This is a genomic window from Burkholderia sp. Ac-20392 (assembly GCF_017104585.1).
GTDB classification, from domain to species: Bacteria; Pseudomonadota; Gammaproteobacteria; order Burkholderiales; family Burkholderiaceae; genus Burkholderia; species Burkholderia lata.
Map to the genome: position 1 here is coordinate 1 of NZ_JAAGPB010000096.1, position 22,297 is coordinate 22,297.

Sequence of the window (22,297 nt, forward strand, 5' to 3'; positions counted from 1 at the left end):
TCTCGCGTGCCACGCGCCGACCAGCCTGCGGCTGCTCGCGGACGCCAGCGACGCCGAGCGCGGCGTGCTGGGCGCCGTGCGCTACCGGCACAACGTCGCGGTGCTGCATACCGATACGGCGTTGCTGCCGCGCCGGCGGCGCGTCTGGTCGGCGTGGAACTACCTGAGCCGCCGTACCGCGCCGGCCGCCGGCGGTGCATCGCCCGTGTGCGTCAGCTACCTGATCAACCAGCTGCAGCCGCTGCCATTCCGCACGCCGGTCGTCGTCACGCTGAATCCGGTCGACGCGCCCGCGCCCGGCACGCAGCTCGGTCGCTACGATTACGAGCATCCGCTGCTCGATCTCGCCGCCGTCGATGCCCAGCAACGCCTGCCCGCGCTGCAAGGGCGGCGCCGCACGTGGTTCGCGGGTGCGTGGACCGGCTACGGCTTTCACGAGGACGGCCTGAAATCCGCATTGCGCGTGGTCGACGATTTCGGCGTGAAGCCGGCCTGGGCCACGTCATGAATGCGCCGTTCGCACGCGACGGCAGCGCCGCGCGGCTTCTCGTCGGGTACGTGACGCACGAACGGCTGCGGCCCGTGCGCCACGCGTTCACGTATCCGCTCTTCCAGGTCTGCTGCGACGTCGAGCGGCTCCACGAGATCGACGGCCGCTGGTTCGGCATCGATCGCTGGCGGCCGCTCGGCCTCGCGTCGCGCGACTACGGCCCGCGCGACGGCCAGCCGCTCGCACCGTGGATGCGTGCCCGCCTCGCCGAAGCCGGCATTCCGGCCGATGGCCCGATCTGGCTGCAGACGATTCCGCGCATGTTCGGCCACGCATTCAATCCGGTGAGCTTCTGGTACTGCTACGACCGTGCGGGCCGGCTCCGCGCGCTGTATGCCGATGTGCGCAACACATTCGGCGCGCACCACGGTTACCTGCTGAGCGCGCCGTGCCACGCGCCGATCGGCGGCGGCACCGTGCTCGTGTGCCGCAAGACGTTTCACGTATCGCCTTTCTGCGACGTCGTCGGGCATTACGCGTTTCGTGTGCGGCAGTGCGGAGACCGCCTGCTCGTCGCCATCGACTACCGCGACGACGGCGGCCTGCTGCTGCGTACCGCGCTCGGCATGCGGGCCCAACCGCTGACCGCCGCGCGCGCGTGGCGCGCGCTCACGCGGCAGCCGCTCAATGCGCTCGCCGTCGTCCTCCGCATCCATTGGCAAGCGCTGCGGCTCTGGCTCAAGCGCGTGCCGTTCCACGGCAGGACGCCCCCGGCCCAGCCGCCCTCCGGGGACGCGCCCGCGTCCCCGCCCGTGCAGGCCTCGCCGCCATGCAGTCCAGCGATGTCCGATCACGAGGTCCGCCCATGACCCTGCTGCATCTGCTCTCGTGCGCGTCGCAACCGGCGATGCCGCTCTCGCCCCGGCTGTTCGTCGCGCTGCTGCGACGCCTCCGGCACGGGCACCTGACGCTCGTGACGCCCGACGGCGCGCAACACGTATTCGGCGATCCGCATCGCCAGCCGGCCGCGACACTACAGATCCACGACTGGCGGGCGTGCCGCGCGATCCTGCGTGCGGGCGACATCGGGTTCGCCGAGGCGTACCGCGCATGCCGGGTCGACACCCCCGACCTCGTCACGCTGCTGCGCCTGGCGATCCGCAACGAGCCGGCGATCGCGCAGACGCTCACGGGCGGCCGCCTCGCCCGCGTCTGGTATGCACTGCGCCACCGGCTGCGGATGAATACGCGCGCCGGCAGCCGCCGCAACATCCACGCGCACTACGATCTCGGCAACCGCTTCTACGGGCTGTGGCTCGACGACACGTGGACGTATTCGAGCGCCTGTTTCGACGGCGACGAGCAGCGCCCGCTCGCCGATGCGCAGGCGGCGAAATACCAGCGCATCGTCGAGTCACTCGGCCTGCGCGCCGGCATGCACGTGCTCGAGATCGGCTGCGGCTGGGGCGGCTTCGCGATGCACGCCGCACGCCAGGGCATCCGCGTGCATGCGCTGACGATCTCGCGCGCGCAATACGTGCTGGCGGTCGAGCGGATCGCACGCGCGGGGCTGTCCGATCTCGTGACGGTCGAGTTGCGCGACTACCGCGATATCGACGGACAATACGATGCGATCGTGTCGATCGAAATGTTCGAAGCCGTGGGCGAAGCATTCTGGCCGGTGTATTTCGACACGCTCAGGCAGCGCCTGAAGGTGGGCGCGCGGGCGCTGATTCAGTCGATCACGATCGACGATTCGCAGTTCGAGGCCTACCGCGCGTCGAGCGACTTCATCCGCGAGTTCATCTTTCCGGGCGGCATGCTGCCGAGCCCCGGGCGCTTTATCGAGGCGGCGCGCCGCGCGGGTCTCGCCGCCGAACCCGTACTCGCGTTCGGACTCGACTATGCGCGTACGCTGCAAACATGGCGCGCAGCGTTCGAGGCGCGCCTCGACGCCGTCCGCGCACAGGGGTTCGACGAGATCTTTATCCGCACCTGGCGCCTGTACCTGACCTATTGCGAAGCAGCGTTCGTCGAGCGGCGCACCGACGTGATGCACTTCGTCGTGTCGGCTGGAGACCGGCGTGACGCGCAGGCTCTCGATCCGCGTGGCCACGGCGGCATTCGCCGCGACGCAGGTGGCCAAAGCGGGCTGTGTTGACGACGTGAAGGAACGAGCCCGGCGTTCGACACCGGGCTCGCGACTCTCAGTGTCCCTTGTAGAGTTCGAGCAACTGGCTCTGCAACGCCATCATGTCCTTGTCGTGCTGCATCTGCAGCTTTGCCATCGCTTCGTTGTGCTCCATTTCCATCGCCATCATTTTTTGCTGGATGACGATGGCTTGCGTGCGCTGCTCGGGCGTGAGCTTGTCCATCATCATCATGGTCCAGTCGCTCGTGTGCGACATGTAGGTACCGCTGCGACCAATGCCGCCGCCGTCTGCCTGTGCCGCACCGGCAACCAGCAGGAACGGAATGGCGCCACACAGCATGAGCTTGCGAATCGGGTTCATCCGGGTTCTCCTGTCAAGAAGGGACGTCGGGAAGCGCCCGTGTCGCATGCACGGGTTTCCTGAGCGCGTGTCATGAATGGCCAGTTGCCATCGAGACCTCGCCCAATCCATCGACCGGGTGATCGAACGGCTTCTCCCAGGCAAGCGCTACGACGAATCGGCTGATGAATGATGGTTCGACTGGCGTGACGTTTGTCGTCCCGTGCCGATGGATGTGACACGGCGCGTCGAGAATTTTCTGGCCGTGTAAACCCTTGAGGCCGACTGTCGTGTCGATGGCGGCCTTTCCCCGAAATGGCAGACGCCGCCCTGAACCGCACGAAATTTCGTGGGACTCGGCTTCGCGGAAGCATCGAGTCAGGAACGAGAAGGCAGGCTGGATTTCGCCGGAAGTCCGGGAGCGCGCGGAGCGTCCGGTATGCGAGCAGCGTCGCGACGATCGTCGATGGGGGTGGCGCTCGAATCGATTGCTCCAATGGAATCGATAGCGCCGAAGATCGGCCGTACAGCGCCGACGCCGCTGGATTGGGTCAGGCGCGAGACGGTCGACCGAGGCCAACGCGGTGCGATTCTGCAACCGGAGATCAAGCGTGCCCGGCGGGCCAACATGCAGGTCGATGGCCTATCGAAATGCTGGATACAGATGAACCGGCAACGCAGCCAGTTGAGGACGACGCAAACTGCTGGAGGCAACCCGCCAATGCCGCTGACGTGCCTGCACTGACTCAGCGCCAACCCGCCTCCACAATTCCTGGGGCGGTTCAGATCGCGGTTCGTGCGTGCGCCCCGCTTTCCTTGCGCTACTTCGCCGCGTTCGCGGTCATCTTGAAGATGCCCAGCGCGTTACCCGCATCGAAACGCAGGTCGGTCACCCAGCGGCGCGCCGTCCGCATTCCCGCCCGTATTCCACGGCATACTACGGCGACCGCCACGACGCCCGCGCGCCACCCGCCATGCCCCAGCCGCCCCTGCAGGACACCAACCATCCCGACTACGCGATCGCCGGCGACACCGTGATCCGCCGCGCGGACGGCCTGCCGCTGTGGGCCAAGGACGGCAAGCCGCTGCCGATCGAACGGCCGCACGCGTTCCGCTGCATCGGCGGCCGCTGGTTCACCGACGGCGTACACGTGATCGTGCAAGGGCAACTCGGCAGCGCGATGGTGATGCTGTACTACTACCGGATCGAGGACGCCGATCTCGACACGTTCGAGATCCTGAACCAGCGCTACGCGCGCGATGCGCGGCAGGCGTACTACATCACCGGCCGGACGATCCGCACGCGCAGCCCGCACACGTTCCGGCCGCTCGTCTACGAAACCTGGAACCGGCCGGCCGACGGTCGCGGCGTGACGTTCGAGACGTGCGAGCACGAATACATCGCCACCGACGACGAATCGATCTACATGAACGGCCGCCGCATCAACGGCTCGCATGGCGCGAGCGCGATCGGCTTCCCGGGCGGCTACTTCGCCGATGCCGATCGCGTGTACTACTACGGCCGGCCGAAGGACATCGATCGCGCAAGCTTCCTGTGCGGGCCCGACGAGGCCGGCTACCTGCGATGCACCGACCGGATCGGCCCGATCGAATCCGGCGAGCGGCAGACGGTGCAGGAGACGCGCCTGTTCGACGACTGGCGCAGCTTCTTCACGATGCGCCCCGAACTGCGGGACTACTGGTGGCATCGGCAGCAACAGCCGGCCGCAGACACGACGGTGCGGTTCCAGGACGCGACGTTGACCGGCTTCGATCCCGCGACCTTCGCCGCACGCGAGACGCTGTTCGATTTCGGTTCGATCGACTGGCTGTGCGGCGACGCGCACGGCATTCACTGGGCGTACCGGACCTGTGCGGAAATGCCGATCGAGCTGACCCGCTTCTCGGACCAGCCGATCGATGCGCTGCGCGTGCTCGGCCCGCACTATTTCACCGATGGCGTCACGGTGTTCTACGCGTTCACGCCCGCCCAGCCGCAGCCGCTGCGCGGCGCCGATCCGGCTGCGTTCCGCGTGCTGTCGGGCGGCTGGGCGCGCGATGCGACGCGGGCGTTTCACCTCGGCGTCGTCAAGAAAGGCATCGACCCCGATCGGCTGCAGGTCGAAGGCAGCTACGCGTGGGACGGCGAGCGCCTGTTCTGCGACGGCAAGCCGCTGCAGGTCGACGTGCCGGCCAGCGCGCTCCAGGTGCTGCACCCGACGTTCCTGCGCGCCGGCGACAAGCTGTTCTTCGGCCGCCGGCCGGTGTCGACGAAGCGTGTGCACCTGCCGACGCTCGAATTCCTCGACGACGATTTCGCGCGCGACAGCAAGCACGCGTATATCGTCGGCTACGTGAGCCTCGTCGAGATCGACGGCGCCGATCCGGCCACGTTCCGCGTCGTCGAGCCGGGGACCGCGGAGGACAGCACGCGTCGCTACGACGCGCGCACCTTGCGCGACGCGACGGCGCCGCGCGACTGACGCACGCCGCCAAACGCAATCGGGCAGGACGCTGTCGCGCCCTGCCCGATCGGTCATCCTTTCCCTCAGCTGCGACCCGCCGGCACCGGCACGGCGATCACGCCGCCACCGCGCGCCCTGTTGGCCGCTTCGCGTGCGTTACTTCGCCGCGCTCGCCGTCATCTTGAAGATGCCCTGCGCGTTGCCCGCATCGAAACGCAGGTCGGTCACCCAGCGGCGCGCCGCCTGGTCGAACGTGCGCTTGCGCGTGATGAACTCGTAGAACGAACCCGGCACGTTGCGCTTCACCGTGCCGCCGTCGCGCGTGCGGAATTCACGCTCGACGGTATCCGCGCGATACGCGGTCTGGAACACGCGGCCCGAGCGCGAGCGCTCGACTTCCGGCTTCATCGGGCGGCCCTTCGCCTTCTCGTCGTCGGACAGCTTGAACACGTCGGCGACGCGGTCGGTCGCGTGGTTGAACGCGTTGCCTTCGGTCGAGATCCACGCCATTTCCGCCGATTCCATCAGCAGCGTCTCGTAGTCGAGCTCGTTCGGCAGGTCGTGCTGGCGTGCGAACGCCCCGACGATCTCCGGCAGCAGCGCGTGCGCGGCCTCCAGCGACAGCCAGCCTTCGCGCTCGACTTCCCACAGCAGCGCGACGGCTGCCGGCGACAGCGGATCGCGCGACGTGCTCACCACGTTCGTCACGGCCTGCTGGAATTCCTTCGAGAAACGCTCCGGATGCAGCTCGCTGACGAAGAACTGCGCGATTTCGTCCGGCGCGTCTTCATGTGCATATGCGCGGCCCGTCATGCCGAGCTTGTCGAGCGGGTAACGGCCGTTCAGGCGGAAGCCGAGCGGACGCAGGATGCGCGTGAACGCAGCCTCGCCCGGCGGCAGCGCGCCCGTGTTCGGCCAGCGCACCGTGCGCAGCGCGCCGTGGTCGAAATAGACCGAGCCGCCGCTTTCGATCGCGTCGGCCGTATACGCACGGCCGTTCGCCGAACGGTCGAGCAGCCCTTCGAACAGCGCCATGTTCATCGCCTGCGCGATTTCCGCGCGCGTCACGACGCCGTCTTCCCATTCTTCGAGGATGGCCGGCATGTTCAGGGTCGAGAACAGGGCGTCGGTCTTCGCCTGTCCCAGCAGCTTCGTCAGCAAGCTCTCGATATTCGGATTGCGCATCAGGATTCTCGTCTCGGGGGACCGCCGGCAAACGTGCCGGCAACTCGTCGGCCGGCCGCCTCACGGGCGCCTGACCTTGCGTGGGGAGCATTATTCAAAGGGTTGCAGCCGGGCGTAAAGCGAGATTAAATTGATACGTGATGAGTTTTTGGAATTATCAGCCGCTCCCCTGCTCCGCCTACCGCCTTGTGCCGTGCGGGCCTGATCGTCAGACGAATCGAACATCATGCGCAAATTCAAGATTCCCAACATGGGCGCGCTCGTGGCTTTCGAAGCCGCCGCGCGCCACGAGAGCTTCACGCACGCGGCCAAGGAGCTGTTCCTGACCGAAAGCGCGGTGTCGCGCCAGATCGCGACGCTCGAAGCGAGCCTCGGCGTGCGGCTGTTCGCCCGCGTGAAGCAGCGCGTCGTGCTGACGCGCGCCGGCAAGCTGTACGGCACGCAGGTGCGGCGCGCGCTGGAGGCGCTCGACCGCGACACGCTGTCGATCATCGCGCACGGCAGCGGCGGCGGCTACCTGGAGCTGGCGGTGCTGCCGACCTTCGCGTCGCACTGGCTGATCCCGCGCATCAAGAGCTTCTACGACCGCACGCCCGACGTGCGCGTGAACATGGGCAGCCGCACCGACCTGTTCTCGTTCGAGGACACCCACTTCGAGGCCGCGATCCACTACGGCAAGCCGACCTGGCCCGGCACGTCGTCGGATTACCTGTTCGGCGAGGAAGTCGTGCCGATCTGTTCGCCGGCGCTGCTCGACGGGCCCGTGCACAGCGTCGAGGATCTGCTCGCGTACCCGCTGCTGCACTCGACGACGCGCCCCGGCGCGTGGGCGCAGTGGTTCGAGACGCACGGCGTCGAGGACATCCGTACGATGCAGGGCGTGCGCTACGAGTTGCACACGATGCTGATCAGCGCGGCCGCGGCCGGGCTCGGCATCGCGCTCGTGCCCAAATTCTTCGTCGAGGAACAGTTGCAGCAGCTCGGGCTGGTGGTGCCGTGCGATGCGGCAACCGTCGGCGATTCCGCGTACTACCTCGTGTATCCGACGGAGTTCAGCCACAGCAAGCCGCTGGAGCTGTTCCGCGGCTGGCTGCTCGAGCAGGCGAGCGCGTATGCATCGCCGGATCCCGATGCGGATGGCGACGAGATGGTGGACGACGAGGACGTCGAGTAACGGCGCGGTCGCGCCAGCCTTATGGCGCGGTGGCCTCGCATGCGTGTCGTGTCGGCCGGCTGGCCGTCAGCACCTTCACCAGGCGCGCGTGATCGGGCTCCTCCAGACCCGGGCACACCGTGTCCAGATCGCGGATCACGAGCGTCGCGCGCCCGTCGAACCGGCACACGCCTTCAGGTTGCGCGGCGGGCAGCCGTAGACTGCGCCGTGCATCGCGCTGGTTCACGAACCGGATCACACCCGCGCGCTGCGAGCGGTCCGGCAAGCGCCGCGCCGATGCGTCGTCCTCCACGAACCACACGTCCTCCCCGCTCTCTTCGTCGGCGTAATCGACTGCGTAACGACCCGACAGCGTGATCGACCGGCCGACCTGCACCGAATGGCATTCGGGTTCGGCGTCGGCCGGGATCGTCTGCGCGTGCGCCGCGACCGGGCCGCATGCCAGCCACAACACGGCGCACAGCACGCGGGCGCGGCCGGTCATGCTCGACACTTCAATCGATTGGCGGATCATGGGCAGTGAGGTGCGGGTCGTCGTGACGAAGACCCGCATTGTCGCCTGACGCCTGCACCCCGTGCATTACATGTGCCACTTCACCGTCGCGGTCAGCGTGCGCGGATCGCCGGGCATGTTGTACAGGTCCGCATTGCCGTGCGCGGCGATGAAGTAGCGGCGATCGAACAGGTTGTCGAGCGTGAGCGTCACGTCGACCTTCTTGCTGCGATAGCCGGCGCCCAGGTTGAACACCGTGAACGACGGCAGCGTGACGAGGTCGCTCGCCGACGTATAGCGTGCCGACTGGAACTGCATGCCGGCCGCCGCATAGAAGCCGTACGGCAACTCGCGCTTCACCCACAGGTTCGCGCTGTGGCGCGGCATCAGCCCCGGCGTGTTGCTCGACACCGCGACGCCGGCCGCCGTCGATTGCGCCGAGCCGTCGACCGTGCCGTTCAGGTACGCGTAGCCCGCATACACCGACCACTTCGGCGCGATCTCGCCGGTAAAGCCCAGCTCCATCCCGTGCACGTGCTGCGTGCCGATCGGCAACGCATAGCCGGGATTCGCCGGATCGCCGATCTGCTGGTTGGTCTGGCGCATGTCGAACAGCGCGACGCTGGCCGTCGCCTTGCCGCCGAGGTCGAAGCGCGAGCCGACTTCATACGCGGTGGTCTTCTGCGGCGCGAGCGCGGCGCCGTTCGAGAACGCGCCGGCACTGATCAGCGTATCGGCCAGCGGCGAGAACGACTGGCTGAACGACCCGTACAGCGTCAGCCAGTCGAGCGGTTCGTAGATCAGGCCGACGCGCGGGCTCCACGCGTGATCGGTGCGGTCGAGGTTGACGTTCGACGACGTGTAGTCGTGGCGGATCTGGTTCAGGTAGTCGAAGCGCAGCCCCGCGAGCACCTTCCAGTGTTCGGTCAGCGAAATCAAATCCTGCGCATAGACGCCCGCGAGCCCGACGACGGTCGACGCGTTCGTCTTCGCCCGCGCACCGGTCGGCACGCCGGGCAGGACCACCGCCTGCGGATTGAACAGATCGTAGGTCGCGACCTTCGACACGCTGTAGATCGTGTCGAACTTCTGCTGCTGCGACAGCTCGAGCCCGTACAGCAGCTCGTGGCGCATGCCGAACAGCGACGTCTTCTGCGTGAGTTCGAACAGGCCGTCGATGCCGTGGTCGGTGCGCTGGCGCGTCGACTGGTCGAGCGTCACGACCGGGTGCGCGGCGGTCTTGATCGGCTCGTACGTCACGTAGTTCTTGCGTTCGAGCGAGAAGTCGTACGCGCGGATCGCGCCATGGAACGACAGCGAATCGCTGAAGCGATGATCGAGCGACACCGTCGCACTCTTCGCGGAGACGTCGTTGTACGAGCTGTTCGCCGCGTCGGCCGAGCCGTAATAGGTGTTGATCGGCACGTCGACCGGCCGGCCGAGATACGCAGGCAGCCCCTGGTCGGACGTACGGCGGTCGTGCAGGTAGTCGAATTCGACGTTCAGCACCGTGTTGCTGTCGAGCTTGAACTGCGCGGACGGCGCGATCGCCTGACGGTTGAGCTGGAACTGGTCGCGGAAGCTGTTCGAGTTCTCGGCCGCGCCGGTGATCCGGAAACGCGCCGCATCGTTCGCGTTCCAGCCGAGGTCGAATTCGCCGCGCCGCTCGCCGCGCGTGCCGAGCGTCACGCCCACGTCGCGCACCGGGTTCGCCTCCGGCCGCTTCAACACGCGATTCACGATGCCGCCCGCCGAGCCGCGCCCGTACAGCACGGCTGCCGGCCCCTTCAGCACTTCGACGTGGTCGACGTTCGACAGGTCGCGATAGTAGAGCGCATCGTCGCGAATGCCGTCGACGTACTGGTCCGTAATGCTGTTGAAGCCGCGGATCGTGATCTGGTCGCGCTGGCCGTCGCCGACCGAAAAGCCGACGCCCGGCACGTTGCGCAGCGCATCCTGCATCGACGTCGCGTTCTGGTCCTCGATCACCGCGTGCGGCACGACGTTCACCGTCTGCGGCACGTCCATCAGCGACATGTCGGTCTTGGTCGCCGCGCGCGAATGGCCGCCGTCGTACGACGCGTGCTCGGCGGTCGCATTGACGGAAATCGCGGGCAAGGTCGCCGCGGCGTCGCTCGCCTGCGCGAAGGAGGTGCGTGCACCGGCCAGCGACGTGGCGATCAGCAGCGCATGGCACGCGCTCTTGTTGAGTTTCATCGTTGAAGTAGAGGCTGAGGGAAAACGGCGAACGGAAACGCATCCGGCCAATACGCGAACCACGCTGTGAATCGGCTGGCGAAATCCTTTCCGTGAAAAGAAGCGGCACGCGAGGGATCGCCTCGTCGCGCGAGCGGGCCGGTGAACGGCCGGCGCGGGTGGCGGCCGGCCGGCAGGACCGGCTCGAAAGCAGCCGTGACGCTCTGTCACGACTCGTAACGGAGCGAAATATTAAACGAGAATGATTCGTATTTTTAGTTAATTTTTAACGTGTCGCCTGCCCGCAACGTGCACGCGCATGGCGCTCTGCATTCCTGACGATTGCCTTTCTGTTTCGCGCTTTGACGCGGCTTATACGTAATAAAAACGAAAGAATTCCATCGACCACATCAGGCGATGAAGGGCCAGGCAAAAGGCGGGATTCGGGGGACGACGACGAAAGGACTGGAGAGGATCACGAAGCATCCGTCGAAGCAGACGGAACGCATTCGAAGTCCGGCGTGCGCCGGACCGGGCAACCCCGACCCGGCGCTCCGGGCAGCCGACCTCGCATCGGCAGTGCGGCGGACCTTCTTCTGTTCTTCACTACATATGCTCTCAGGCTCACTTCATTTTTTTCTTCGCCGCGCCGGGCCATTATCCGCGCAATCCGGCCCAAGGGAAACGTTTGCGGGTGCAGTTGGCGTGTTATACCAAGCATTCGGCAACAGTCTTTCCAAATGCTTACGGCGCATGTGAGACGGTTCGGCAAATCTTGCATTCGCGCCGGCGTTCCTTTTTAATGGAACTGGTTCCATTCTTTGATTCGGCCATGGTCACGCGTGACGCGTCGTCGTCCGCGCGTCATGATGCCGAATCAGGATCGAGGATCACCCAGCTCAGGATTCGCAGCGCCCGTCCTTCCCGGACACCCCGTCAAACGAGACCGTCATGCCCGATTCCGCCTCCCTGCAGCAGCTGTTTCCCGCCTTTCAGGACATCCCCGCCGAGTACCGGCTCACTTCGCCGATCCACCAGCGCGTGTCGCTCGTCGACGGCGAATTGCGACCGTGGGACGGCGCGACCAAGACCGTGCTGTCGCCCGTGTGCGTGCGACAGGCGGACGGCAGCGTCGAGCAGGTCGAGATCGGCAGCTACCCGGTGATGGGCGAAACGGAAAGCGACGCGGCGCTCGACGCCGCGGTGCGCGCATACGACGCCGGCCGCGGCGAGTGGCCGACGATGAAGGTCGAGCAGCGCATCGCGTGCATGCAGGACTTCATCAAGCGGATGGTCGCGCAGCGCGAGCTGGTGGTGAACCTGATCATGTGGGAGATCGGCAAGAGCCTCGCCGATTCGCAGAAGGAGTTCGACCGCACCGTCACGTACATGACGCAGACGATCGACGCGCTGAAGGAGCTCGACAACGCGAATTCGCGCTTCGTGATCGCCGAAGGCACGATCGGCCAGATCCGCCGCACGCCGCTCGGCGTCGTGCTGTGCATGGGCCCGTACAACTATCCGCTGAACGAAACCTTCGCGACGCTGATCCCCGCGCTGCTGATGGGCAACACCGTGGTGTTCAAGCCGCCCCAGTACGGCACGCTGCTGTTCGAGCCGCTGCTCGAGGCGTTCCGCGACGCGTTCCCGAAGGGCGTGATCAACACGATCTACGCGCCGGGCGCGGTGGTCGTGCCGCACATGCTCGCGTCGGGCAAGATCAACGTGCTCGCGCTGATCGGGTCGAGCAAGGTGGCCGATCACCTGAAGAAGCAGCACCCGAAGTCGCACCGGCTGCGCGCGATCCTCGGCCTCGACGCGAAGAACGCGGCGATCGTGCTGCCCGACGCCGATCTCGACCTCACCGTGAAGGAATGCCTGCTCGGCGCGCTGTCGTTCAACGGCCAGCGCTGCACCGCGTTGAAGATGCTGCTCGTGCACCGCTCGATCGTCGACGAATTCCTGAAGCGCTTCACCGCCGCGCTCGAACAGCTGAAGATCGGCATGCCGTGGGAGAAAGGCGTCAGCATCACGCCGCTGCCGGGCATGCATCGCACGGCCTACATGACGGACGCGATCGACGACGCGAAGGCCAAGGGCGCGCAGGTCGTCAACCATTCGGGCGGCGAGTTCAGCAAGACGCTGTTCTATCCGGCCGTCGTGTATCCGGTGTCGGAAGGGATGAAGCTGTATCGCGAGGAACAGTTCGGGCCGATCATTCCGGTGGCGACGTTCGACGACGTCGACACCGCGCTCGACTACGTGACGACATCGGATCACGGCCAGCAGGTCAGCATCTTCGGTTCCGATCCGGCGCAGATCGGCGCGCTCGTCGATCCGCTCGTGAACCAGGTGTGCCGCGTGAACATCAACTGCCAGTGCCAGCGCGGGCCCGACGTGTTCCCGTTCGCGGGCCGCAAGGATTCGGCGGAAGGCACGCTGTCGGTGAGCGACGCGCTGCGCGCGTTCTCGATCCGCTCGATGGTCGCGGCGAAGCAGACCGACAGCAGCAAGCAACTGCTCGATTCGATCGTGTCGGATCACTACTCGAAGTTCATCAATACGGGCTTTATTTTCTGAAGCGAGCCATCCGCAAAAAAGCCGCTGCACACGCCCGTGCAGCGGCTTTTTTTAACGCCTCCGCTTGACTACACCCGCCCCTGGAACGTCAACGCGTCGAGATCGAGCGGCCCGCCGGTCAGCTGAACCGGGCCTTCATCGCCGATCAGCACCGTATCGGAATGACGGAAGCCACCGACACCCTCGATATAGATGCCCGGCTCGATCGTCAGGCACATCCCCTTCTCGATCGGCCGGTCGTAGCCTTCGGCGAAGAACGGCGCCTCGTGCGCGGTGACGCCCATCCCGTGCCCGGTCCGGTGCAGCATCCGGTCGCCCATCCCCGCGCGGCGGAAATAGTCGTTGACCTTGCGATCGACGTCGCTCAGCAGCGCGCCCGGCATCGCCGCGTCGAACGCGATCCGCCGCCCTTCCGACATCACGTCGAACGCGCGCCGCGCCGCGTCCGGCACGTGGCCGAGGAAGAAGGTCCGCTCGACTTCCGCGCCGTAGCCGTTCATCACCGCATTGACGATCGACACGTGCGGGCCGCCCTCCTCCATCCGCATGTCGATGTTGCTGAAATTGTGCGGATCGTGCGACACGCTGCCCGGCTGGAACACCGCGACGATTCGCGTCGCCGACGGGTTCAGCGACGGATCGTCGGCCAGCAGCCGCTGCATGATGAAGCCGCGAATGCGCGATGACATCTCCGCCATCCCGAGGCCCGGGCGCGCTTCGTTCAGCAGCAGGTTGTGCGCGTCGGTGGCGATCCCGCATGCATACACGTGGCGGCCGATCTCGTAGTCGGACTTGATCATCCGCACGTCGTCGATGATGTCGATACATACGCGCTCGCCCGGCGTTTTCGCATAGACCTGCAGCGGACACACCGACTCGACGCCGACTCGCTCGCCCGGCCCGAACAGCGCCTTGAAACGGTCGCTCCATTCGCGCCCGGCCGGCGCCGGGAATTCGAAGTACGGAATCAGCTCGAGTTCGCCGATCGAGCGCGTCCGCACATGCGGCTGCTCGAGCTGCGGCACGACGAACTGCGGCGGGCCGCTGCGCGAAACGACCAGCACGAACGGCCGCTCGTGGACGATGTTCGCGAAGTTCGTCAGGTAGTAGATGTTGTCCGGCGAGAACGCCACGTAACGATCGAGGCCGGCTTCCGCCATGCGTGCGCGCACGCGGTCGAGGCGTCCTTTGAGTTCCGCCTCGCTGGGTGGTGCAAACGTAGGGGTGAATTTCATGCGTGACTTCTCCTGTTGAGAGTGACGGGGCGGCCAGTCCGGCCGATCGTTTCGATGCCGCCGTGAACGGACATTTGATTCGTTATCCTCTATTTAAGCGATACGGATTGAAACCGGATCCGGCTCGCTTATTCGCTCGGCATGCGCCGGAACCCGAGCAGCGCGACCAGGCTTACGACCGACATCGCGACGATGTACAGCGCCGGCGCCGCCTTGTTGTGCGTGGTCGCGATCAGCCACGTGACGATCAGCGGGGAAAAACCGCCGAAGACCGTCGTCGGGATGTTGTACGACACCGCGAGCCCGGTGCTGCGCACCGCGGCCGGAAACGCGCGCGCGGCCAGCGCGGGCACCAGCCCGACGAGCACGCCCATCGGCGCAGCGGCGGCGGCCTGCATGATCAGCAGGTTGCGCAGCGACGGGCTCGCGATAATCCACATATAGAGCGGCAGCGTGATCGCGGACAGCACGACGATCGCGGCGGCGACCATCGCGACCGGCCGGCGCCAGATGTCGCCGAGCAGGCCCGCGACCGGCGCGATCGCCACCATCACGATGCCGGCGACCGTCGTACTCATGAACGGCGCGGACATCGGCAACCCGAGCTGCTTCACCGCGAACGTCGGCATGTAGATCAGGTACATGTAGAACGCGGCGGTACTGACGATCGTCACGCCGATCGCCGCGAGGAACGACGCGAGGTGCTCGCCGAACAGGCGCTTGAGCACCTGCGAAACCGGCAGCGCTTCGCCGTGCACGAACGCATCGGTTTCCGACACGCTCCTGCGGATGTAGAAACCGACCGGGCCGATCAGCAGGCCAACCACGAACGGCACGCGCCAGCCCCAGCTTTCGAGTTGATGCGGGCTGAGCGACGTCGTCAGGATCGTGCCGATCGTGCCGCCCAGCACGATGGCCAGCATCGTGCTCGACATCTGCAGGCTCACGAAGAAATTGCGTCGATGCGGCGGCGCCTTTTCCGCGAGGAAGGCAACGGTGCTGCCGAATTCGCCCGATGCCGCAAAACCCTGCACGAGCCGCGCCAATACGAGGATCGTGGCGCCGAGCCAGCCGGCCTGCGCATACGGCGGCGCCACCGCGATCGCGGCCGTGCCGGCCAGCATCAGCCAGATCGTGAAGGACATCGCCGCCTTGCGGCCGTACCGGTCGCCGTACAGCCCGAGCACGACACTGCCGAGCGGCCGCACGACGAACCCCACGCCGAAGGTCGCCGTCGCGAGCAGCAGCGACCCGACCTGCCCGGCCACCGGGAAAAACAGCTTCGCGATCACGCTGGCGAAATAGCCGTAGATCACGAAGTCGAACCATTCGAGCGCGTTGCCTGCTGCGGCCGCCGCGACGTCGCGCATCGTGCCGGCCCGCGCAGACGGCTGCGCCGCAACCGAAAGGCGATCGAGCGCGATCGCGCCGGCCGGATTCACTGCATCCTCTTTCATCGTTTGTCTCCTCCCTCTGCTGGCTGCAGTGGCTTCGTGCTCATGGTCGATGCGCACCGTTACCGCGTCCAACGGATTTCCGGAATATGATCATCACCAACGTGAATAACGGTGCGAGCGCGGCGCGCGGCTTCGTCGCGTCGCCAGCCGGCTCGCGGCAAGGGCAAACGCGGCCTTGCCCGAACGGCCCGCCGCCCGGACACTGGCCGCCACGATGTTCCGGTTTCCGACGCCACGCGCGGGATGCCGGCACCCGAATGGGAGATGTGCGATGAAGGATGTGTTCCGCCAGCTCGACCTCAACCTGCTGCGCGTGTTCGCGGCATTGATGGCCGAAGGCAACGTCACGCGCGCCGCCGAGCGGCTGGCGCTTTCACAGTCGGCGGTCAGCAATGCGCTGCGCAGGCTGCGCGAATCGCTCGACGACGTGCTGTTCGAGAAGACCGTCTCAGGCGTACGCCCGACCGCGCGGGCGCGCGAGCTGTGGTCCGCGGTCCAGCCGCACTTCGACGCGTTGAAGCAGGCGATCTCGCCGGACCAGTTCGACCCGCAAGAGCATCGCGGCACCTTCACGATCGCGATGTCGGACTACTCGGTCGAGCGCATCATGCCGCGCCTCGCGCAGTACATGGGCACGCATGCGCCATCGATGCGGATCGAGATCACGCCGTTCAGCGTCGCCGACCTGCCGGCCATGTTCGACCGCGGCGGCGTCGATCTCGCGATCGGCGGATACCTGAACGACTCGAGCCCGAGCAGCGGCGTACGCACGCACGAGATGTGGCCGATCCACTGGAGCTGCCTGATGCGCAAGGATCACCCGCTCGCGAAGGGGCCGCTCACGCTGAAGCGCTTTCTGGCGGCGCGGCATCTCGACGTCGGGTTTTCCGGCATGCGGGTGCCGGTGTACGACAGCCTGCTCTCGGCGCACGGCCTGCAGCGCAATCTCGTCCTCACGCTGAACGCGTACTCGCCCGCGCTGGCGATCATCCGGGAGTCGGATTTCATCGGCGTGCTGCCGACCACGCTGCTCGATCTGTCGATCCATGAAAAGGAACTGGTGTCACGGCAACCGCCGGTGCGCATGCCCGCACGGCCTTACTGCGTGATCTGGCATCAGCGCTGGGACAGCCATCCCGCGCACCGCTGGCTGCGGCAGACGATCGTGTCGCTGTTCACGCGCCCGGCGGAGCAACCGGGCGACGCCGGGCGCCCGGCCAGGCGGCGCGGCCCCCGCTAGATGCGCGGGCGTGCCGCCTCACACGTTCGACACCAGCAGCCGGATCCCGGCCACGCCGAACACGACGGCGAGACACGCTTCCATCGCGCGCCGGCCGCCTACTGCGCGAGCGCAGCCAGTACGTTCTCGCGGTAGCCCGGATCCTTCTCAAGGATCTCGAGTACGCCACGCCTTGCGTCGACGTTCGTGTACAGTTCGGCACTGCTCGATTGGGCGCCCTTGGCGAAGAGAAAAACCTTCGCCTGTACCGGGGATGTGCGAAGGCTGCGAAGGTCGCCGCCCAGCAAGATCATGTCGCCATACACACGCGCCGCGAAATGCGGCGATGGAAGCGGTTGCCCGTAGAGCGTCGCCATCGCGTCCAGCAGCGCATCGCTTTCCCTGCCGATCGACTCGTAAGCCATTCCCCTGCCATTGCCGACGCGCACTCCGAACACGACCTTGAGCCCTACCGTCCTGCCCTGATAAACGCCTCGCGCCACGACCGAACACTGGTTCAGGTCGTCGCAGTCGATCGATCGGACCGCGAGGCTGATGTCGGCGAGATCGTGCAGCACGGGTGCTTTTGCCCCGGATATTTCGGTCAATGGCGGTTCGCCGGTGGCACAACCGAACATCAGGAAAACGGACAGTCCAGCGCTCGACAGGCGCGAAGCGATAGTACGGAATCGATTCACCTCAGGTTCCCACTTTCGATTGTTCCGAGCGATCCGTCCACGCGATTGATGCGTTCGAACACCTCGACAACGTCGTCGTCGACATCGAACAGGAACACTGCAAACTCGTACGCCAGAAAGCGCGCCCGAACGACTTCCGGCAGTTCGTCATATCGCAGCCCCGCCACGACTTCGCCATCGATCGGGCCACACGTGCACGAAAGCGGCAGCTTTCCATCCCCGAATTGCCAGATCGCCCTGAGACGCCGCACCCCGTCGACCACACAGAAGCGCGCAAGCCCATCGTCTCCCGACTTGCGCGACCACACTTGCGTGTCGGTCAATCGATCCTGGAGCATCGCCTCGATATAGCCCTGCTGCTGCTCCAGCGTCCAGCACGCATCCAGCGATAGATCACCCGGGAGCGCACTGACCCGGCTACGCAAGCTCGTCGACGCCAGTACCATGGTGACACGCCAGATCTCGATCTTTCGGCTCATCTTCCCCCCGCAGGATATTGTTCGCGAGCACGACTGTACCCTACACGTTCGACACCAGCAGCCGGATCCCGGCCACGCCGAACACGACGGCGAGACACGCCTCCATCGCGCGCCGGCCGCGCACGTAGAGCCGGCGCGCGCCGTCCATCGAGAACACGAGCGCATAGCCGCCGAACACCAGGCTCCCGATCACGAGGCAGCCCGGCACGACCGCGCCGTGCGACGCGCCCGCGCCGTTCGACGACAGCGCGACGATCGACACCCACACGAGGATCGCTTTCGGATTGGTCAGGTGCAGCATCGCGCCGCGTACATAGAAGCGCGACAGCCGTTGTTCGCCCGCTGCGTTCAGCGACGCCGCCGCCTTGCCCGACCACGCCGTGCGCCCCGACTTGAACGCGAGCCACAGCAGGTACAGCCCGCCGAAGAGCTTGATCGCGACCAGCAGCTTCGACCACGCCAGCAGCGCGGCCGACACGCCGAGCGCCGCCACCGTCGCCCAGAACATCGATCCGGAAATGACGCCGAGCGCGAACGCGAGGGCCGCCTTGCGGCCCTGGTTCGCGGCGACCGACATGATCGCGAGATTGCTCGGCCCGGGGCTGGCCGTCCCGATGAAATAGGCCGTGTAGGCCAGCAGCAGGTTGGCCGAGAAGAAAGCGTGGACGCTCATGTCGAACCTCGCAGGGATGATCAGGCGATTGTTGGCAAACGCGCGCCGTCTGCCCATGGACAATTGGCCGGTAATTCGCTGGGCCAGTTGGACAGCGCGCGCAACCGGATCGCCGCGGGTAAATCCGTCTCGGATTTGAAACACCCGTCACATTCGCGGACGTTGCCCGCCGCTCCGGGGCAAACGTCCTGTCGCACCGCGTCCGGCCTGCCGAACGCCCGGCAGGCGCAGGCGGAATGCACGGGCCGCCGCGGGTCGCGCGGTTCGTCGCGGAAACGCGTCACGTGATTTAAACGGGCGTTACGTTACATCCGTGAAGCATTTCGCCTCGGCGAGCCGCTCCGGGTATCCGGTCTTCGTCGCATCACGCGTGTAGACGGCGGCCTCGATCACCTCCGCCACCCAGCACCGGCGGGACTCCCGCCCCTCATCGCATCGTCGCTCAACAATACTCAACAATCGTCTCGCGGGGCTGGTACGGAACCTGCATTCCGTTCGGGTGACAACCGCGCCGATCCCCGCGCGGACACGAACCCACCCTCGGGCGCATCCACCGGATACGCCCGAACGATCCGAGCAAGTTACGAGGCCCTTCATGGATGCGCTGCCCAATTCGTCCGACACGTCGTTCCAGCTCTTTCTCTCGAAGCTGCTCGAACAGCCGTTGCCCGACTGGACCGACAAACAGCAGATGGAACTCGAGATGGCACGCTCGTTGTCCACCGAAATGGTTCACCTCGCCGAGGACATGCGCGGCCGCACGCCCGATCTCGCGCGCTGCCTCGTGCTGCTCCGCTACGCGAAGGTGCTCGACTTCATGCTGACGTCGCTCGCCGCGCACCGCGACATTCATCCGCAGACGCTGCGCACGCTGTTCCGGCTCGCGAACCTGAAAGTCGACGATGCGTATCCGGCCTGAGCCGGCGCAATGCACCGGCTGCCGCAGGCGTCACGCACGGCCGCGGCGGCCCTTCCCGATTCGCGGCGCGCGCATGCCCGATGACCTCGCCGCATGATCCCCAGGAACCGGAAATCCCGACTGGCCGGCGCACTCGGCGTGTTCGTGAAACGCTACGGCCGCAAGGCGCAGAAGCATCTCGACCCGAACGATCGCCGCTACGATCACGACGTCGAGCGGACGATGCGGCGCTTGTCGCCGGCCGACCTGTCCGATCTGCTGGCCGACGCTGACGACAGCGCGAACGATGCCGAAGCCGGTTTCGCCGAAGAGAGACGCACGCCGTGAACGCTGTCGACTTCGACCAGATCTGGCCGGCCATCTGCGAAACCCCTGCCTGGTCCGTGACGAAAGGCCAGGGCAGCTTTCTCACGTTCGAATTCGGGCAACCCGCGCTGCATGTCAGAGAGCCGCTCGCCGGCTCGCCCGACCTGTCCGCGACCGCGCGGGACAGGCTCGCGTCGCGGCACGTGACGGTGGCCGGCAACGGGCACCTGTGGATCTGCTACTGCCATTGGTCGATCGCGCTCGACGGTCACGAGCTCGCACACAGCGAATCCCGATCCGGCGACATCGCGGCCGCCGCGCAACGGCTCGACGGACAGATCCTGCAGTCGGTCACGCCGTGCGCGCAGCCAGGTTCGTGGGCGTTCGACTTCGACCTCGGCGGCAAGCTGACGACCTGGCCGTACGGCGACGATCCGGCCGACGAGCAGTGGCATCTGTACGACCGGCGCTCGGGCAACGTGCTGACCGCCCGAGCGGACGGCACGTGGTCGTATGGCCCGGCGAACGCGCCGCCCGGCAGCGGATCGTTCGGTTCCGAATAGCCACCCGCGTGCTTTCGTCCGCGTCCGGCAGCACGCCGGGCTGATGCCGCGCATCAGCGTGGCGGCCGGCCCCTCCCTGCAAACGGAGGTACAATCGCGCGCCATGAACGCACTTCGCCGCTTCCTGCTCCGGCAAGGCGTCGCGCGACAGCTTCTGTGGGGGTTCCTCCTCGTGACGCTGCTGTCCCGCGCGCTGATGTCGGGCGCCGTGATGCTCGATCCGGATGGTCCGGATGCGGGCTCGGTGGTGCTGTGTTCGGGCCGCGGCCCGCTGATCGTCAACGTGGCCGCACTGGCTGCCCGTTTCGATGCCGGCGCGCCGATCACACCAGCCAACGACGCGCTCGCGCTCGCCGATGCGCTCAAGCATGACGGGCATGCCGACAACACGGCATCGTCCGGCAGCAGCGACAGCCTGTGCGCATTCGGCGCCGCGCTGTTCACGGCACTGGCGTCGTTCGTGCTGCTGGTGCTGCTGTTTCCCGCCGCCGCGCCGCGGCGCTTCCGGATTCGCTTCGACCGTATTCCCATCGTGCGATCGATCTTCGACGATCGCCCACCCTCCCGCGCACCTCCCCTGTTCTGCTGACGGTTCCGCCCAGCGGCTCGTGCACGTCGACGTGCGCGGGCCTGCACGCCGTTCGTCTCACACGACCTGATTCAAGCGTTCACCCGCCTGCCCGCCTCGCGCGGGCGACGCCGTCATGCGCCCCTTCCGCGCATGGCGCCGCGCCGCCCGTTTCGTCGATGCCGGCAGGCGGGCGCAACGCGCGTTGACGTCCGCCGGCCCGCGCCGGCGTGACCGCTCAACGAACACGAGGAGCTGACACCATGTCGACCACCGTCGAGCGGGCGATCTCGCCCGCCCAATCCGCCCATGCCGGCTACCGGACGCTCTGGCGCTGGCACTTCTATGCCGGCCTGTTCGTCATGCCGTTCCTGGTGGTCCTCGCGATCACCGGAACGCTCTATTGCTTCCAGCCGCAGATCGAACCGCTGCTGTATCCGCACCGGCTGGTCGTCGAGCCGCGCGCCACGCCGCGACTCGATGCCGACGTGCTGCTCGCGAGCGCGCGCACCGCGATGCCGGCCGGCGCGACGCCGGTGTCCGTCCAGGTCTCGACCGCGCCGGACCGCAGCGCCGAATACGTGTTCCGGCTGCGCGACGGCAGTCGCGAGAGCGTGTACGTGAACCCCTACGACGGCAGCGTGCTCGGCACGCTGAGCGTCGAGAACCGCTTCATGCAGATCGACCGGATGCTGCATCGTAAGCTGCTGCTCGGCAAGACGGGCGAGTTGCTGATGGAACTCGCCGCGTGCTGGACCTTCGTGATGATCGGCACCGGCATCGCACTGTGGTGGCCGCGCGGCGCGGCACGCGTCGGGCAGGCACTGCGCCCCGACCTGTCGCTGCGCGGCCGGCCGCTGTGGAAGAACATTCATGCGACGGCCGGCATCTGGCTCGCGGCCGGCACGGTCGCTTTACGGATAGTCTGTCTCTCTCTGTCTCCTTCTCCGCTGTCCTCCTCGCCTTTTTCCACTCCTTTTTCTCTCTCCTCTCTCTTTCCTCTTTCTCTCCCCTTCCTTTCTTGCCCTCTTCTCTTCTCTCCCCTTCCTCTCTTCTCCTCTTCCACACATTTTCTACTTCGCCCATATGATCTTCTCGTACATTT

The 22,297-nt window shown here is 66.5% G+C and carries 20 protein-coding genes and 2 pseudogenes; 13 read left to right on the forward strand and 9 right to left on the reverse strand.

Annotated features, from left to right (window positions below; all coding sequences use genetic code 11):
• The 3 genes and pseudogenes from G3N99_RS13935 to G3N99_RS13945 all read left to right on the forward strand — a co-directional run.
• Positions 1-508, forward strand: a pseudogene (locus G3N99_RS13935) (NAD/FAD-binding protein); the annotation flags it as partial.
• Positions 505-1,359: a DUF1365 domain-containing protein gene (locus tag G3N99_RS13940; protein WP_206122661.1), complete on the forward strand. Its 855-nt coding sequence runs from the start codon at positions 505-507 to the stop codon at positions 1,357-1,359. The pseudogene G3N99_RS13935 and the gene G3N99_RS13940, both read left to right, overlap by 4 nt.
• Positions 1,356-2,651 (forward strand): cyclopropane-fatty-acyl-phospholipid synthase family protein, encoded by a 1,296-nt coding sequence (locus G3N99_RS13945; protein WP_241011624.1) that lies wholly within the window; start codon positions 1,356-1,358, stop codon positions 2,649-2,651. The genes G3N99_RS13940 and G3N99_RS13945 overlap by 4 nt, the downstream gene beginning before the upstream one ends.
• A gap of 46 nt (positions 2,652-2,697) precedes the next feature.
• Here the strand turns inward: G3N99_RS13945 and G3N99_RS13950 are convergent, their stop codons facing one another.
• The gene (locus G3N99_RS13950) at positions 2,698-3,003 is read right to left on the reverse strand and encodes a hypothetical protein (protein WP_174938113.1); all 306 of its coding nucleotides are present in this window, start codon (positions 3,001-3,003) and stop codon (positions 2,698-2,700) included.
• Between the two features lie 380 nt (positions 3,004-3,383).
• On the opposite strand from G3N99_RS13950, the pseudogene G3N99_RS41860 reads away from it, so the two are divergent.
• Together G3N99_RS41860 and G3N99_RS13960 are read left to right on the forward strand one after the other, a co-directional pair.
• Positions 3,384-3,565, forward strand: a pseudogene (locus tag G3N99_RS41860) (hypothetical protein); the annotation flags it as partial.
• A gap of 391 nt (positions 3,566-3,956) precedes the next feature.
• Entirely contained in the window at positions 3,957-5,465 is a 1,509-nt protein-coding gene (locus G3N99_RS13960; protein WP_206122663.1) for a DKNYY domain-containing protein, read from the forward strand.
• A 138-nt stretch (positions 5,466-5,603) separates the two neighbouring features.
• Here G3N99_RS13960 and G3N99_RS13965 read toward each other — a convergent pair whose 3' ends face one another.
• Positions 5,604-6,632: a DUF1338 domain-containing protein gene (locus tag G3N99_RS13965; protein ID WP_174940056.1), complete on the reverse strand. Its 1,029-nt coding sequence runs from the start codon at positions 6,630-6,632 to the stop codon at positions 5,604-5,606.
• A gap of 226 nt (positions 6,633-6,858) precedes the next feature.
• Between G3N99_RS13965 and G3N99_RS13970 the strand changes: the two genes are divergently transcribed.
• Positions 6,859-7,806, forward strand: coding sequence for a LysR family transcriptional regulator (locus G3N99_RS13970; protein ID WP_206122664.1), 948 nt, complete (start codon positions 6,859-6,861; stop codon positions 7,804-7,806).
• Positions 7,807-7,825: 19 nt separating this feature from the next.
• On the opposite strand, the gene G3N99_RS13975 is transcribed toward G3N99_RS13970, so the two are convergent.
• Together G3N99_RS13975 and G3N99_RS13980 are read right to left on the reverse strand one after the other, a co-directional pair.
• Complete coding sequence (locus G3N99_RS13975) at positions 7,826-8,290, reverse strand: hypothetical protein (RefSeq protein WP_206122665.1); 465 nt, start codon at positions 8,288-8,290, stop codon at positions 7,826-7,828.
• A 96-nt stretch (positions 8,291-8,386) separates the two neighbouring features.
• Positions 8,387-10,516, reverse strand: coding sequence for a TonB-dependent siderophore receptor (locus tag G3N99_RS13980; RefSeq protein ID WP_174938104.1), 2,130 nt, complete (start codon positions 10,514-10,516; stop codon positions 8,387-8,389).
• 930 nt (positions 10,517-11,446) lie between these two features.
• On the opposite strand from G3N99_RS13980, the gene G3N99_RS13985 reads away from it, so the two are divergent.
• The gene (locus G3N99_RS13985) at positions 11,447-13,075 is read left to right on the forward strand and encodes an NADP-dependent glyceraldehyde-3-phosphate dehydrogenase (protein WP_011356284.1); all 1,629 of its coding nucleotides are present in this window, start codon (positions 11,447-11,449) and stop codon (positions 13,073-13,075) included.
• A gap of 68 nt (positions 13,076-13,143) precedes the next feature.
• Here G3N99_RS13985 and G3N99_RS13990 read toward each other — a convergent pair whose 3' ends face one another.
• On the reverse strand, positions 13,144-14,310 hold the full coding sequence (locus tag G3N99_RS13990) for a Xaa-Pro peptidase family protein (protein ID WP_206122666.1): 1,167 nt from the start codon (positions 14,308-14,310) through the stop codon (positions 13,144-13,146).
• A 128-nt stretch (positions 14,311-14,438) separates the two neighbouring features.
• Positions 14,439-15,767 carry an MFS transporter gene (locus G3N99_RS13995; RefSeq protein ID WP_206122667.1) on the reverse strand — a complete coding sequence of 443 codons (1,329 nt, stop codon included), beginning with the start codon at positions 15,765-15,767 and terminating at the stop codon, positions 14,439-14,441.
• 271 nt (positions 15,768-16,038) lie between these two features.
• Between G3N99_RS13995 and G3N99_RS14000 the strand changes: the two genes are divergently transcribed.
• Positions 16,039-17,007 (forward strand): LysR family transcriptional regulator, encoded by a 969-nt coding sequence (locus tag G3N99_RS14000; RefSeq protein ID WP_206122668.1) that lies wholly within the window; start codon positions 16,039-16,041, stop codon positions 17,005-17,007.
• A 98-nt stretch (positions 17,008-17,105) separates the two neighbouring features.
• On the opposite strand, the gene G3N99_RS14005 is transcribed toward G3N99_RS14000, so the two are convergent.
• The 3 genes from G3N99_RS14005 to G3N99_RS14015 are packed head-to-tail and all read right to left on the reverse strand — an operon-like array spanning position 17,106 to position 18,836.
• The gene (locus tag G3N99_RS14005; RefSeq protein WP_174940042.1) at positions 17,106-17,684 is read right to left on the reverse strand and encodes a hypothetical protein; all 579 of its coding nucleotides are present in this window, start codon (positions 17,682-17,684) and stop codon (positions 17,106-17,108) included.
• Entirely contained in the window at positions 17,681-18,163 is a 483-nt protein-coding gene (locus G3N99_RS14010) for a hypothetical protein (protein ID WP_174940040.1), read from the reverse strand. The genes G3N99_RS14005 and G3N99_RS14010 overlap by 4 nt, the downstream gene beginning before the upstream one ends.
• Positions 18,164-18,203: 40 nt before the next feature.
• Positions 18,204-18,836, reverse strand: coding sequence for a LysE family translocator (locus G3N99_RS14015; RefSeq protein ID WP_174940038.1), 633 nt, complete (start codon positions 18,834-18,836; stop codon positions 18,204-18,206).
• A 595-nt stretch (positions 18,837-19,431) separates the two neighbouring features.
• On the opposite strand from G3N99_RS14015, the gene G3N99_RS14020 reads away from it, so the two are divergent.
• The 5 genes from G3N99_RS14020 to G3N99_RS14040 all read left to right on the forward strand — a co-directional run.
• Positions 19,432-19,755 carry a DNA-binding protein gene (locus tag G3N99_RS14020; RefSeq protein ID WP_174938094.1) on the forward strand — a complete coding sequence of 108 codons (324 nt, stop codon included), beginning with the start codon at positions 19,432-19,434 and terminating at the stop codon, positions 19,753-19,755.
• A gap of 93 nt (positions 19,756-19,848) precedes the next feature.
• Positions 19,849-20,082, forward strand: coding sequence for a hypothetical protein (locus tag G3N99_RS14025; RefSeq protein ID WP_174938092.1), 234 nt, complete (start codon positions 19,849-19,851; stop codon positions 20,080-20,082).
• The gene (locus G3N99_RS14030) at positions 20,079-20,624 is read left to right on the forward strand and encodes a hypothetical protein (RefSeq protein ID WP_174938090.1); all 546 of its coding nucleotides are present in this window, start codon (positions 20,079-20,081) and stop codon (positions 20,622-20,624) included. Before G3N99_RS14025 ends, G3N99_RS14030 begins: the two co-directional genes overlap by 4 nt.
• Before the next feature lie 103 nt (positions 20,625-20,727).
• The gene (locus G3N99_RS14035) at positions 20,728-21,213 is read left to right on the forward strand and encodes a DUF2946 family protein (RefSeq protein ID WP_206122669.1); all 486 of its coding nucleotides are present in this window, start codon (positions 20,728-20,730) and stop codon (positions 21,211-21,213) included.
• Positions 21,214-21,455: 242 nt separating this feature from the next.
• The coding region (locus tag G3N99_RS14040) for a PepSY domain-containing protein (protein ID WP_241011625.1) at positions 21,456-22,297 on the forward strand (842 nt) is incomplete at its 3' end.

Excerpts from the sequence above, each read along its gene's own strand:
- G3N99_RS14000 (WP_206122668.1), top strand. The coding sequence starts at position 16,039 with ATGAAGGATGTGTTCCGCCAGCTCGACCTCAACCTGCTGCGCGTGTTC.
- G3N99_RS14010 (WP_174940040.1), bottom strand. The coding sequence starts at position 18,163 with ATGAGCCGAAAGATCGAGATCTGGCGTGTCACCATGGTACTGGCGTCG.
- G3N99_RS14015 (WP_174940038.1), bottom strand. The coding sequence starts at position 18,836 with ATGAGCGTCCACGCTTTCTTCTCGGCCAACCTGCTGCTGGCCTACACG.
- G3N99_RS14035 (WP_206122669.1), top strand. The coding sequence starts at position 20,728 with ATGAACGCACTTCGCCGCTTCCTGCTCCGGCAAGGCGTCGCGCGACAG.
- G3N99_RS14025 (WP_174938092.1), top strand. The coding sequence starts at position 19,849 with ATGATCCCCAGGAACCGGAAATCCCGACTGGCCGGCGCACTCGGCGTG.
- G3N99_RS13985 (WP_011356284.1), top strand. The coding sequence starts at position 11,447 with ATGCCCGATTCCGCCTCCCTGCAGCAGCTGTTTCCCGCCTTTCAGGAC.
- G3N99_RS13960 (WP_206122663.1), top strand. The coding sequence starts at position 3,957 with ATGCCCCAGCCGCCCCTGCAGGACACCAACCATCCCGACTACGCGATC.
- G3N99_RS13950 (WP_174938113.1), bottom strand. The coding sequence starts at position 3,003 with ATGAACCCGATTCGCAAGCTCATGCTGTGTGGCGCCATTCCGTTCCTG.
- G3N99_RS13995 (WP_206122667.1), bottom strand. The coding sequence starts at position 15,767 with ATGAAAGAGGATGCAGTGAATCCGGCCGGCGCGATCGCGCTCGATCGC.
- G3N99_RS13965 (WP_174940056.1), bottom strand. The coding sequence starts at position 6,632 with ATGCGCAATCCGAATATCGAGAGCTTGCTGACGAAGCTGCTGGGACAG.
- G3N99_RS13980 (WP_174938104.1), bottom strand. The coding sequence starts at position 10,516 with ATGAAACTCAACAAGAGCGCGTGCCATGCGCTGCTGATCGCCACGTCG.
- G3N99_RS13975 (WP_206122665.1), bottom strand. The coding sequence starts at position 8,290 with ATGACCGGCCGCGCCCGCGTGCTGTGCGCCGTGTTGTGGCTGGCATGC.
- G3N99_RS13970 (WP_206122664.1), top strand. The coding sequence starts at position 6,859 with ATGCGCAAATTCAAGATTCCCAACATGGGCGCGCTCGTGGCTTTCGAA.
- G3N99_RS13940 (WP_206122661.1), top strand. The coding sequence starts at position 505 with ATGAATGCGCCGTTCGCACGCGACGGCAGCGCCGCGCGGCTTCTCGTC.
- G3N99_RS13990 (WP_206122666.1), bottom strand. The coding sequence starts at position 14,310 with ATGAAATTCACCCCTACGTTTGCACCACCCAGCGAGGCGGAACTCAAA.
- G3N99_RS13945 (WP_241011624.1), top strand. The coding sequence starts at position 1,356 with ATGACCCTGCTGCATCTGCTCTCGTGCGCGTCGCAACCGGCGATGCCG.
- G3N99_RS14020 (WP_174938094.1), top strand. The coding sequence starts at position 19,432 with ATGGATGCGCTGCCCAATTCGTCCGACACGTCGTTCCAGCTCTTTCTC.